At 69.6% G+C, this 12,663-nt stretch carries 7 protein-coding genes; 3 read left to right on the top strand and 4 right to left on the bottom strand.

All coding sequences use genetic code 11. The features are described 5' to 3' along the window. Positions 1-15 precede the first annotated feature (15 nt). A complete protein-coding gene (locus K8625_RS38745; protein ID WP_223785541.1) occupies positions 16-3,186 on the top strand; it encodes an efflux RND transporter permease subunit in 3,171 nt (1,056 codons plus the stop codon). Beyond that, entirely contained in the window at positions 3,183-4,445 is a 1,263-nt protein-coding gene (locus K8625_RS38740; protein WP_223747506.1) for a TolC family protein, read from the top strand. The genes K8625_RS38745 and K8625_RS38740 overlap by 4 nt, the downstream gene beginning before the upstream one ends. Positions 4,446-4,514: 69 nt before the next feature. Here the strand turns inward: K8625_RS38740 and K8625_RS38735 are convergent, their stop codons facing one another. Continuing rightward, a complete protein-coding gene (locus K8625_RS38735) occupies positions 4,515-4,889 on the bottom strand; it encodes a hypothetical protein (RefSeq protein ID WP_223785540.1) in 375 nt (124 codons plus the stop codon). A 338-nt stretch (positions 4,890-5,227) separates the two neighbouring features. Here K8625_RS38735 and K8625_RS38730 point away from each other — a divergent pair, with 338 nt between their 5' ends. Next, positions 5,228-7,006 carry a tetratricopeptide repeat protein gene (locus K8625_RS38730; RefSeq protein WP_223747504.1) on the top strand — a complete coding sequence of 593 codons (1,779 nt, stop codon included), beginning with the start codon at positions 5,228-5,230 and terminating at the stop codon, positions 7,004-7,006. A gap of 4 nt (positions 7,007-7,010) precedes the next feature. Here K8625_RS38730 and K8625_RS38725 read toward each other — a convergent pair whose 3' ends face one another. From K8625_RS38725 to K8625_RS38715, 3 genes are read right to left on the bottom strand one after another with little or no spacing between them, the layout of a single operon-like run. Beyond that, entirely contained in the window at positions 7,011-7,928 is a 918-nt protein-coding gene (locus tag K8625_RS38725) for a hypothetical protein (RefSeq protein ID WP_141326440.1), read from the bottom strand. Positions 7,929-7,961: 33 nt separating this feature from the next. Beyond that, complete coding sequence (locus K8625_RS38720; RefSeq protein ID WP_223747503.1) at positions 7,962-8,975, bottom strand: hypothetical protein; 1,014 nt, start codon at positions 8,973-8,975, stop codon at positions 7,962-7,964. A 44-nt stretch (positions 8,976-9,019) separates the two neighbouring features. After that, entirely contained in the window at positions 9,020-12,655 is a 3,636-nt protein-coding gene (locus K8625_RS38715; protein WP_223747502.1) for an RHS repeat-associated core domain-containing protein, read from the bottom strand. Positions 12,656-12,663 lie beyond the last annotated feature (8 nt).

Raw genomic sequence — 12,663 nt, 5'->3', positions numbered from 1 at the left:
CGGAGACCGCACCCCATGTTGCGACGACTCATCGAATTCTGCGTCCGCAGCCGCCTGCCGGTGTTGCTGCTGACCCTGGGCATCGGCCTGTTCGGCGTGAAGGCCTATCTGGACACGCCCGTCGAGGCGTTCCCCGACGTCACCAACCTCCAGGTCAACGTCATCGCGCAGATGCCCGGACTCGCGCCCGAGGAGATCGAACGCCAGGTGACGGTGCCGCTGGAGCGCGTGCTCAACGGCACCCCAGGCATGCTCCAGATGCGCAGCGAGAGCCTCTTCGGGCTGTCGCTCATCTTCCTCACCTTCGACGACGGCGTGGACCCGTTCAAGGCGCGCACCATCGTCGGTGAGCGCCTGTCCAACGCGGACCTCGCCGACGCAGCCGACGTGCGGCTCGCGCCGGAGGCCACGCCCCTGGGCAAGGTGTACCAGTTCCGCGTCCTGAGCGACCGGCACACCCTCACCGAGACACGCTCGGAGATGGAGTGGAGCATCGCGCGGCACCTGCGCCAGGTGCCGGGTGTCGCCGACGTGCTCAGCCTGGGCGGCTTCCTCAAGGAGTTCCACGTCCAGGTGGACCCGTCGCGGCTGCTCGCGCACGAGCTGACGCTGGCGGACGTCACCGAGGCCCTGGAGCGCTCCAACCGCAACGTGGGCGGAGGCTTCCTGCGTCAGGGCGACCAGGAGCTGCTCATCCGCGGCGTGGGCTACCTCAAGGGCGCCAAGGACGTGCAGGACATCGTGCTCAAGAGCGAGGACGGCACGCCGGTGACGGTGGGCGACGTCGCGCGCGTGGTGGCCTCCCACACGCCGCGCCGGGGCACGGTGAGCCACGACCTGGACATGGACGTCACCGAGGGCGTCGTCCTGCTGCGCCGGGGCGAGAACCCGAGCACGGTGCTGGAGGGCGTGCACGCCAAGGTGAAGGAGCTCAACGGGCAGGTGCTGCCCAAGGGCATGCGCATCGAGCCGTTCTATGACCGCAACGTGCTCGTGGGCCAGACGCTGTCCACGGTGCACCACAACCTGCTGCACGGCGCGCTCCTGGTGGTCGCGGTGGCGTGGCTGTTTCTGCGCAGCATGCGCTGCTCGCTCATCGTCGCGTCCGTCATCCCGCTGGCGCTGCTCACGGCCTTCATCGGCCTGCGCATGGTGGGGCTGCCCGCGAACCTCATCTCCATGGGCGCCATCGACTTCGGCATCCTCGTGGACGGCGCGGTGGTGCTGGTGGAGAACGTGCTGCACGAAGCGGGCGTGAAGCGGCCCCGGAAGCGGCGCGAGATGCTGGGCCTCATCATCCACTCGGCGCTCGACGTGGCCCGGCCCACCTTCTTCGCCATGGCCATCATCATCGCGGCCCTCATCCCCGTCTTCACCCTGGAGCGCGTGGAGGGCCGCATCTTCCGTCCTCTCTCCCTGACGTACAGCTTCGCGCTCGTGGGGGCGCTCGTCTTCGCGCTCACGGTGGTGCCCGCGCTGTGCGCCCTGCTCTTGAGGCCCAAGGACGCCGAGGTGAAGGAGCCCCGGCTGCTCGTCACCCTGCGCGAGTCCTATGCGCGCGCGGTGACCTGGCTGATGCCGCGTCGCACACTGGTGTTCGGTTCCATGGCGGCGCTGGTGGTGCTCACGGGAGTCGTGGGCTCGCGCGTGGGCAGCGAGTTCCTGCCCGAGCTGGACGAGGGCGACATCAACGTCTTCGTGGAGATGCCCGCGAGCATCTCCCTGGCCAAGGGCGCGGACATCCTCCTGGAGGTGCGCAAGCGCCTGTTGGACTTCCCCGAGGTGAAGGAGGTGCTCGTCGAGCAGGGCCGCCCGGAGGACGGCACCGACAACGAGGCCGTCAACATGGGGAAGACGTTCGTGCGCTTCACGCCGTCGGAGACGTGGCGGGACGGCTGGAACAAGGAGCGGCTGGTGCGCGAGATGCGCGCGTCGCTGCTGGAGATTCCGGGCGTGAGCTTCAACTTCTCGCAGCCCATCAAGGACAGCGTGGAGGAGGCCATCAGCGGCGTGCGCGGGAAGGTGGTGCTCAAGGTCTTCGGCACGGACCTGGAGGCCATGCGCGGCACGCTGGAGCGCGCCGTCACCGCGCTGCAGGGCGTGGAGGGCGTGGTCGACCTGGGGCTCTATCGCGACTCGAGCGTGCCGCAGCTCCAGGTGGTGCTGGACCGGCAGGCGCTCGCCCGCGCGGGCGTGGACGTGTCCACGGCGCAGGACCTGGTCGAGACGGCGCTGGGCGGCAAGGTGGTGACGGAGCTGTGGGAGCAGGAGCGGCCCGTGCCCGTGCGCGTGCTGTTGCCCGGCACCGAGAAGGAAGACGAGTCGCGCATCGGCGACATCCTCGTGCCCACCGCGGGCGGAGGACACGTCCCGCTGCGCGAGGTGGCGCGGCTGGAGAAGGCGCTGGGCCGCGCGAGCATCAACCGCGAGGCGAACAGCCGCACGCTGGCGCTGAAGTTCAACGTGGAGGGACGTGACATGGGCTCCACGATTCAGGAGGCCATGGCCACGGTGGAGCGCGAGGTGACGATTCCCGAGGGCATGTTCCTCAAGTGGGGCGGCGAGTTCGAGAACCAGGAGCGCGCGCTCGGGCGGCTGGCGGTCATCGTGCCGCTGTCGTTCCTGGTGGTGTTCGCGCTCTTGTACGCGGCGCTGGGCTCCATGCGCAGCGCGGGCGCGGTGCTCGCGGGCGCGCCGTTCGCCATGTGCGGCGGCGTGCTGGCGCTGGCCCTCACGGGGATTCCGCTGTCCGTCAGCGCGGCGGTGGGGTTCATCACCCTGCTGGGCCAGGTGTGCCTCGCGTCGCTGCTGGTGGTGAGCGCGGTGGATGACCGGCGGAAGCTGGGCGAGGCGTTGGAGACAGCCCTCCCGCGCGGCGCGGCGAGCCGGTTCCGCGCGGTGTTGATGACGGCGCTGCTCGCGATGCTGGGGTTGATGCCGGCGGCGCTCTCCAGCGGCGCGGGGAGCGAGACGCAGCGCCCGTTCGCCATCGTCATCATCGGTGGACTGGTGACGGCGGTGCTGGTGTCGCTGTTCGCGCTGCCCGCGTTCTACTCGGTCATCGTGGGGAACCGCGGCCCCCACGCCGCCTCCGAGGAGGAAGAAGAGGCGGAGGACCCGGGCTTGACGCACGTGGTGCCGGGCTCCGGCCATGAAGCAGGCAAGCCGGAGGGGGTGGCGGCATGAAGCGCCTGGTGTCGATGTGGGGATTGTGCTGGGCGCTGACGTCGGTGGGGGCCCTCGCGGAGGAGGCCGCCGCCGTGCCACCCGAGGTCATCACCCTGCCCCAGGCCCTGGAGCTGTTGTCCAAGGACAGTCCGTGGATGGCGGCGGAGAAGGCCCGCGTGGACGTGGCGCAGACCGAGCGCATCGCCGCGGGCATCCTGCCCAACCCGTCGTTCAACTACGGCGGGCAGCGGCTGCTGCACGGGGCCAACACGGGCTCGTCGATGTCGCACCAGTTCACGGTGGAGCAGCCGCTGTTGCTCTTCGGGCAGCGTGGCGTCCGGCGGGAGCTCGCCGAGCGGAGCGTGGCGGCGGAGAAGGCCCGGGTGACGGCGTCGCTCGCGGAGCGGGAGCTGGCGGTTCGCGAGGCCTTCGCGGCCCTGCTCTCCAGTCAGGAGGCGCTGCGGCTGCTGGAGGAGACCTCCGTGGACCTGGGGCGCGTGGAGAAGGTGGTGAAGGGTCGCGCCGCCGCGGGTGACTCCAGCCGGTACGACGTGGAGCGCATCGAGGTGGAGGGGCGCACGCTGGAGGTCGAGGTCCTCAACGCGAGGGCCAGCGTCGACGACGCCGCGGGCCGGCTGGCGGCGCTCCTCGGTCGACCGGGCTGGAGCCCGCGGGCCTCGGGAACGCTGGGGGCCACGGGCGCCCTTCCGGAGCTGAGCCGACTGTGGGAGGCGAGCGCGCGGCACCGCCCGTCGCTGGTGGCGGCGAGGCAGCGGCAATCCGTGGCGCAGGGCGGGCTCGCGGTGGCGAAGAGGGAGCGGATGCCGGTGCCCTCGCTCGAGGCGGGCGCGGTGGTGACGCGGCGGGAGGACAGCACGATCGGGTATCTGGGGCTGTCGCTGCCGATGCCGCTGTTCGACCGGAACCAGGGCGCCATCGCCCGCGCCTCGGCGGAGGTGGACGCGGAGACGCGGGCGCTGGACGCGGAGGTCGCCGAGGCCCGAGCGGAGCTCACCCGCGCACACGCGGTGCTGGCAGGCCGGCATCGCGCCCTGGCCACGCTGGAACGGGACGTGGTGGAGCGCCTGCCCACGCTGCGGCGCATGGCGGAGGACGCCTACCGGGAGGGACGCGGGAGCATCCTGGAGCTGCTCGACGCGTTCCGCTCGCTGAAGGACCTGCGGCTGCAGCACCTGGAGCAACGAGAGGCCGTGCAGCAGGCGGAGGCGGCCGTGCTCTTCGCCTCGGGGCTGGAGACGCTGCCCCAGACGCCCTGAGAGGAACCGGGCCCGCGAGCGCTCCGTCTCGCGGGCACGGGTGTCCCAATCCCTCTCGAAGAGCGGGAGCTAGCTGGCCTTGGGCGTGCTGAACATGTCCATCAATCCGAACTGGAACATCCGTCTGCGGAAGCTGCCCATGAAGAAGAAGACCTTCCGTCGGGTCAGGTCCAACTGCTCCCGGAGGAAGCTCTCCAGCTTGGACTTGCGTCGGGAGTCTCCCGCCAGCGCCTGATAGCGCTCGTGCAGGTCCCATTTCTTCAAGGAATGGCAGTGCCCCCGACAGCTCCCGTCATCACACTTCCACTCGATGACGAACTCCACGTCGGGGAATGGGAGGGGCTTCGGCGGCGCGAACAACCAGCCCTGACGCAACACGCGTTGCTCGGTCTTCAGCCAGGCCTTGCGGTCCTCCTCCGTGCGAGGCCTGAGATAGGCGTCCACGATGACCTTCGGCTCGACGATGGGATGGGATGGAGCCGGACCATCCTCAAACCCTCACTGTCCAAGCCGCCCGTGCAGACATTCTCCACGCGTCTGCGTGAGTAGCTCGGATAGGTCATCCCCAAGATGAGAATGCGCCGCTCGGCCCATTTCTCCATGTGACCGTCCCCCGGAGGTCCATCGCAGCCAGAATCCTAACAGCGAGGAATGACCTCCGAGCGAGCCGGACCCGCAGTGGCAAGCCATTGCCTCCGAGTCGGGAGCGACCTTGTATCGTGGCGCCCAGGCGTTCCAGCCGTGGCGGAACCAGGGTCGGCGAAGTACCGTGGGTCCCCGATATGGACTGCACACACGCCTCACTTCGACCCACGCCGGAGCAGGACGCCTCTTTCGCCGCGGAGGCGCTCTTCGCGCGCGAGCTTCCCCACGCGGCCTACCATGTGGGCTGCGCCCTGAGCTCGGATGTCACCCGTCCCGAGTGGTTGGAACTGCTGCGGCGCATCAAGCAGGACGCGGGCCCCGACCCGCTGCGAATCGTCCCCTTGCAGGGGCGGGTGTCCTTCGCCACCGTCGCGGTGCGCGCGTGGATGCTCCACGAGGAAGGCCAGCCCGCACAGGCCATCGAGCTGCTCTCACAGGTGGTCCACGCGAAGCGCGACACGGACTTCGTGCGCTGGGGCCTCCCCTGGCTGGAGGCCCAGGGCGTCGCCGAGCAGGCCCCCATCGAGCCCACGCTGAGCCTGCTCAGCGTCACCCTCGCGAGGACCGGACCTTCCGACCAGACCGTGCTGACCCGGGTGCTGAGCGTGATGGAGCGACTGTCGACGCGACATCCCACCCACGCAGGGGTGGTGTGGCTGCACGGCACCCTGCTCCACCGCGTCGGCCGGCTGGACGAGGCGCTCGCCTTGGCCACCAAGGCCCACGCCACCATCCCGAACTGGCTCACCGCCGTGCTCCTGGCCACCGTCCACCGCGCACGTGGCGACGTGACGAACGCGCTCGCGGCCTATCAAACGGCGCTGCGCCACGACGCCACCCAGAACGCCACGCGCCTGGATATCGCGGACATGATGCGCGAACAGGAGCGGCTCGACGAAGCGCTCAACTGGTATCAGTCGGCACTGGGCCATGAGCCGGGCAGCACCTGGGCCCAGGCCGCCGTGGCCTCCATCCAGTTCCTCCAGAGCGGCGGGCGCGACGCCCTGGAGCGCCTGCTCTCGGTGTCGGACACGATGCCGGGGCCCTCGCGCGAGGGGCAGCTCGCGGCCTCCGTCACCCGCGAGATGGTGCCCTGGGTGGACTACCTGCCCCAGAGAATCGACGCGGGCATCCATGCCCTGCGGCAGATGAGCCTCCAACCTCCCGCCGCGACGGGGAACCTGCCGCCGAAGGTGAAGCTCACCACGCAGTGGCTCGAGGCGCCCAGCGTCCAACTGGCGTGGGAGCTGCACCGTGAGTGGCGCGGCTTCCCCTGCATCGTCGACGTCGTCGTCCAGCAGGTGCAGAGGCCCGACCCGCGCCAGCCCGTCGAACCCGTGGACTTCACGCTGTGGAGCTACACCGACACCCGTCCGACCCGCGCTGTCCCTCCGCCTCCCGAGGAAGTGGTCACGGCGCTCGCGGAGTTGGCCAGCGTGCCCTTCCGGCTCGAGGACTGGTGGCGGGAGGCGGCACAGACGTCCCGCGCGTTGAGCGCCCACGCGCCCGAGGAGATCGCCCGGGCCATGGTGCATCCGCCGCCTCCGCGGGGCCCCCACTCCACCTGGGCGTGGCTGCAGCGCATCCAGCTGGCCGCGGCCTTCGTCATCGCGACCCGCGAGGAGGGCTGGCTCGACTCGCGGCGACGGACGCTCCTGCTCGCCCTGGCGAAGGGCCCCATGGACTGGACAGTGGAGGCCGCGCTCGTGACGCTCGCGCACGTGGCACGGACGACGCCCGAAGCCCGCGCCGAGGTTCGCGCGATCTACCAGTCCCTGGACCAGCACACCCAGGACTACGCGAGCTACGAGTACGCCCTGCTCTGCGCCTGGCTCCAGTGGCCCGAGCTGTCCGACGCGGAGCGTGCGCCCCTGGAGGAGCGCCGCAGGAACATCGAGAGCCACGCGGGCCCGTGAGGCCTCAGCACGGAGGCGGGGCCTGAAGGATGCGGGCGCCCTGCGCGGCGAGCCAGGCGATGGCTCGCTCCCGCTCCTCGGGCCCCACGCCCACCTCGAAGTCCTCGGAGGAGCGGGAGCGGTCGCGACCCAGCCACATCGAGAGGCCTCCCACGTCACCGACCCAGTGGTCCCCGAGACGCGAGTCCGGGAGCTCGAAGTGGCGGAGCGAGGACAACAAGGTGGAGAGTGACGACAGCCCCGTGCATGAAATCACCTGCCCCGGAGGACGCTCGCAGTTGCGCAGCATCCGCCCGTCGAGGCTTCGCACGAAGTGGATGAGGCCTCGGAACGAGCGGTAGGCGACCTGATTCGCCACCGCCGACGGAGACGCGTCATCCGACCAGGCGAGGAGTTCTTCCTCGAGCTGCGCCAGGTTCGGCTGCAACAAGGGAAAGGGCCTTGGCCCCTCGTCGGGCCTGAGCGTGATTCGCGCGTGCTCCCAGGTGGACAGCGCCACGCGGAGCAAGGCGTTCGAGACGAAGTAGAGATAGCTCGGGGAGTACAGCATCGGCTCCGAGGCGGACTCCGACACATCCATCACGGGCGCATCATCGCCGTCCCCGGACTCATCCGTGATGCGAAACCCGCCCTCCAGTTCCTCCACCAGCCGGAAGCGCGCGGGAAGAACTTCCGCCACGCCAGCACCGGGCTCATGCTGCCGACGCCAGCGGGCCAACACCGAGCGCACGCGGCGCTGCCCCGCCGCCTCCACGGGTGAGGCGACGAACGGCTTCATCGCAGCACCATATCCGACCGCGTCCCAGAAGAGCCGGATGCCCTCGGGGGTCTCGGGCGAGAGCGTCACCTTGCGCCGTGTCTGACGGTAGTGCGGTAACCACCGGGCCAGCCAATCCGACCATCGCCGTGATTCTTCTCGCAAGCGCTCACGCTCTTCGGGCCGCATCTGCGTGGGTCAATCGAACGAAACGCCGCCAGGAATGGCGAACTGCTCTTTCCACGGAGTGACATCCCTCACCCGGAACCCCTGCTTCTCGACCCACTTCAGCAGGGCCTTGCGTGCCTCGGGCGTCACACGGAAGCAGTACATCTGAGGTCCGATGGGATCGACGCTGACCTCCACTCCGCCCACCTTCCCGACCCCCAGACGCTGGGGCCGCTTCTGGAAGGTCCACGAGAACCACTTCAACGCCAGCGCCTGCATCGACTCGTCGGAAACGCCTTCGACGGTGACGAGGTCCCCACGAGGACGTCCCGTGTAGGAGATGGCGTGCTCGCAGAGCCCATGGAGGTAGGAGACGAAGCGGTCCAGCGAGGTATAGCCGATGAACTCCGCGGGCTCGCCCACCGGGCCCACGGCCGGCTCGGGGACAATCTTCCAGAGGCCCTCCCCCAAGCTCAGCGCCGAGGGCGCGAGCACTGGGAAGGCCGGCGTCCCCACCAGCGGTGGACTGAACGCCATCGTGCACCGGGTGGGGCCCACCGAGAACGCCAGGCGGAGGATCTCCAGCGTGACGAAGCGGAGGTAGCTGTCGCTGAACTTCATCCGCTCCAGCCCTCCGGACGAGAGCACCAGGACCGGAGGGTCGACGTCACCTCCCGACTCGTCCGCGATGAACAGCTCGTGCTCCTCCGCATTCACGGACACCACCCGGAAGGACGCGGGCACGAGCCCGGCCTCCGCTTCGACCCCAGGTCCCTTCCGCCGCGAAGCCTTGCCGCGCCACTTCTCCAACAACCGGGTGGCGGCGAGCACCTCCTCGTCCTCGGGAGAGCTGACGAGGAACTTCAAGGCCGGGCTGTAACCGAGCTCCTCCCAGAAGGCCCGGACGAGCGTGGGCGCTCGCTCGGACAACCGCACGGGATGGCGAGTGGAGGCGAACCTGGGAAGCAATTGCTCACAGAGCCTCCGCAGTTGACCGGCGTCCCGACGCACGGCGTCCACTTGGTTGTTCTTCACTGGCTGCATCGACCCTCCCACGGCGCACATGCGCGGCATCCCGGAACGACTCGTCAACAATACGTCCTGATTCGCCCCTTGGAGTCGCGATATGTGACGTGCAGGTCCACGCCATTCGCGCGGGCTTGATGCACCAGCCCGTGGAGCGCGTGGTCGCAACTGCCTCTGCCGGACTGTCCGTGCCGACACGGCGGCCGGTCGATATGCAGCACCACCGGCCCTCCCTGGTAGGCCCCCGGGTTGTGGAGGATGTGGCTCATCGCGTGCATTTCCGCATGCGTCCAGTTGCCATTCATCCCGCCGGAGGTGGCTTCGCGGACCGCCGGATGAACTGTGACAGGGCCACTGAAGTCATTGCCCGCGGTCCGGGGGTGTGAGCCATTGACCGCGCCGTCCGGAACGCCGCTGATGAACGCCTGGCTCTGCCCGTTGTGGGAGACCACCGCCATGCACTTTCCCCCCGGCGTCGTGAAGGCATCCTGGTTGCCGGTCGTGGGGTGGTTGTTGCGTCCCACGCCGGAGTAGTTGCGGCCACCGTCGTACTGGAACGGGCCGCCGCTGGGGTAGCGGGCGGAGAGCCCCGAGGGGTCGATGGCCTCCAGCGGACTGGGCACATAAGCATAGAGGTTGTGTCCACCCACCAGGCCGATGGGGTCCGGGCTGATGTACCGGCCCGTCTCCGGCGCGTAGTAGCGGTAGCGGTTGTAGTGCCAGCCGGTCTCCGCGTCGTACCACTGGCCAGGGAAGCGCAGCGGGAAGGCACCCGCGTCGGGCCCCGGCTCGGACCAGGTGCCCTGGCGGCTCACCCACTCCAGCCGTCCCTCCGGAGTGACGACCTCCGAGGCACCACCCACCCCATCCGGAAGGACGAAGTGCAGCCCCGCGTCAGCCAGCAACACGGCCCGGTGGTTGTTCGGTTCGAACAACCACTGCCTCACGGCGCCTCGCGGGTCATCCTCCTGGAGGATGACCTCTCCATCCCACAAATATCGGTGCTCTCCCCGAGGTCCGCGCCGAGCGATACGCCGCCCCAGGCCGTCATAGACATACGTCCACGACTCGCCGTCCGGCCGCACCACCGACGCCAGCTCACTGGAGCCCGTCCAGCCATAGCGCCAGACCTGCTCGGGCCCCTCGTCCTCGCGGACATACCGGGCCACCAGCCGCCCCTCGTCGTCGTAGGCGTGCGACTCGGCGCGCCGCGCACTCTGGACCGACGCGAGGCGGCTGCCCTTCTCGTACGCGAGTCGGGTGACGGCCCGCTCGGGGACATCGGGCTGCTCCCAGGACAGCAGCGCGTGCGCCATCCGGTTGCCCGAGGCGTCGTACTCGTATGCCTCCGAGGTCCCTCCAGGCCGCAGAACCTGCGTCAGCCGACCGGTGGCATCGTGCTTGAACAGGCTCAGTCCACGCAGCGAATCCTCCGTGCGCGACAGGTGGCCGAAGTCGTCATGGTGATAGCACCGCTTGAACGGCGCCACCGCGTCCGGATCCCCAGGCGTGGGGGGCCAATCGAGCCCACGGTCCACCCAGCCCGGCGGATGGTAGGCCTGCTCGAGCAGTCGCGACATCGCGTCGTAGCGGGTCTCCAGCACACCGCCACCGGGCAGCACCCGCCGGACCTCCCGGCCGAGAGCATCGCGCACGAACTCCACCACCGCGCTCCCTCGCTGGATGGCGAGGCAGTCCCCGTTGCGACTCCAGGCGTAGCGGACGGGCTCCCCCGAAGGAGGCGTCATCTGCGTGCGCCGGCTCATCGCGTCATAGGTATTCGTGATGCGCTGCCCGTCCAGGCTCTCCCCGAGGATGTTGCCGTAGACGTCGCGCTCGAACGCGACCTTCACGCCGGACTCCACGCCCGTCAGGAGCCGGTTGGCGTCATACGCGTACTTCGTCTCGACACCATCCGGTGCCACGCGGCGCAGGACGTTGCACCATTCGTCGTAGGCGTACTCGGTCCTCGCACCCGAGGAGGAGATGATGGCGGTGCAGTTGCCCACCCCGTCGCGCTCGTAGCGAACGGACCTGCCATCCCAGAATGTCTCCGACACCGGCCGCCCGTCCGCGTCAAACTCACGCCGGTACGTCTCTCCCAGCGGGTTTCGTATCTCCAACAGCCGGTTGGGCTCGCTGTCCCAGCGGTAGGTCGTCACCCCGCCGCGCGCGTCCACGCTCTCCAGCAGGTGACCACAGCTGCTGGTGCGAAGCCGGGTGACCCCTCCGTCCGGCGCCTGGTAGCGCACGACGCGCCCCCCGGCGTCGTACTCAAAGTGCCAGGCACGCCCGTCCGGAGGGAGGATGCTCGTGACGCGGCTGGCGGCATCGCGCTGGAACTCGGTGCGCTGGCCCAGCGGGTCCACCTCCGCGAGTACCCAGCCATCCGCGTCGAACTCCGTACTCCAGACGTTGCCCTCCCAGTCGATGCGCCGCACGGGGCGGCCCAGCCGGTCCCGCTCCAGACGGAAGACGTGTCCCAGCGGGTTCGTCACCTCCAGGCACTCGCCCTGGGGATTGAACTCCAGGCGCCACGTCAGCCCGGTGGGCTCCAGGATCCCCGTGAGGTTGTTCTGCGCGTCGTAGGTGTAGCGCCAGAGCTGGCCCAGCGGGTCGATGAGCGCCACGGGCCGATGCTCGTCGTCATGCTGGAGCCGGACCTGCTTGCCTCCGGGGAAGTGCGCGGCACAGTACCGCCCGAGCGCGTCGTACTCCCGCTCCGCGCGGACCTTGTTGGCGTCCGTCTCAGCCACCAGCCGCCCGGCGTCGTCGAACTCGTAGGCCGTCAGCGCGCCCAAGGGCGAGCGGACCGAGGTGACCTGCCCCGCGATGTTGTACTCGTAGACCGTCACCTCGCCGTGGCTGTCGCGGACGCGGGTAATGCGCCGGCCCGGCTGGTATTCGAGCCAGCGCTCCTCGTAATGGTCCGTGCCGGTGGCGTGAATGCAGCGGCCCGCATCGTCGTAGGCGAAGCGGAAGACGGCCCCCGTGAACTTGCTCTCGGACACCATTCGCGCCCGGGCGTCGTACTCGTACACCGCCAGCACGCCCTGCCTGTCCCGCACACGCCACAGCCGGCCCTGTCCGTCGTATTCGTAGGCCACGCGAGGCGGCCCCGACTCGCCTTCCAGGGAGATGGACTCGAGCAGGCCCCTGGTGCCATAGCGCAGCCGCAGCGCCTTGTTCGTGCGCGTCTGCACCAGCCGGATGGGCTGGGCGAGGGAGTTGTACGAGAGGTCCACCCGGCTCTGCTCGGTCCCCCGCAGCTCTCGCAGGACGTAGTGCACGCCCTTGGACTGCTTCTCGAAGACGAGCCGCAGCGGATGGGGCTCGTTGGCGTAGCGGATGAGCAGCAGGCTGTCGTCCGCCTGCCGTCGCAGCTCCAGGCCCGAGGAGGGCGAGAGCAGCCGTCCCGTCTTCTCGAAGGCGTTCGTCGCGTCCTCGAGCGCCAGCTCCGCGCCCTCGTTGTTGACGTAGACGAATCCCTCGAGCGTCTGGCGCAGCGCCATCTGGAAGCCCAGCCGCCACCCTGGGCCGAGCAGCGCGGGGCCCACGGTGCTCCCCAGCAGCGCGGTGCTGTAGTAGCGCTCCACCATCAGGGGGACCCGCCCGGGCAGACTCAGGTCCATCCAGGTGTTGAACAACACCCCCGATGCCACGTCGATGGGGTGCCCCACTGCCACGCGGCCTTGCATGGAGACCT

Source organism: Myxococcus sp. AS-1-15 (assembly GCF_020037055.1).
In the GTDB taxonomy this organism is placed as follows: domain Bacteria; phylum Myxococcota; class Myxococcia; order Myxococcales; family Myxococcaceae; genus Myxococcus; species Myxococcus fulvus.
The sequence above is the reverse complement of the archived record's forward strand: the minus strand, read 5'-3'. Positions and strand labels throughout refer to the sequence as shown.

Coding starts and splice junctions, on each gene's coding strand:
- K8625_RS38745 (WP_223785541.1), top strand. CDS start 16: ATGTTGCGACGACTCATCGAATTCTGCGTCCGCAGCCGCCTGCCGGTG.
- K8625_RS38740 (WP_223747506.1), top strand. CDS start 3,183: ATGAAGCGCCTGGTGTCGATGTGGGGATTGTGCTGGGCGCTGACGTCG.
- K8625_RS38730 (WP_223747504.1), top strand. CDS start 5,228: ATGGACTGCACACACGCCTCACTTCGACCCACGCCGGAGCAGGACGCC.
- K8625_RS38720 (WP_223747503.1), bottom strand. CDS start 8,975: ATGCAGCCAGTGAAGAACAACCAAGTGGACGCCGTGCGTCGGGACGCC.
- K8625_RS38715 (WP_223747502.1), bottom strand. CDS start 12,655: ATGCAAGGCCGCGTGGCAGTGGGGCACCCCATCGACGTGGCATCGGGG.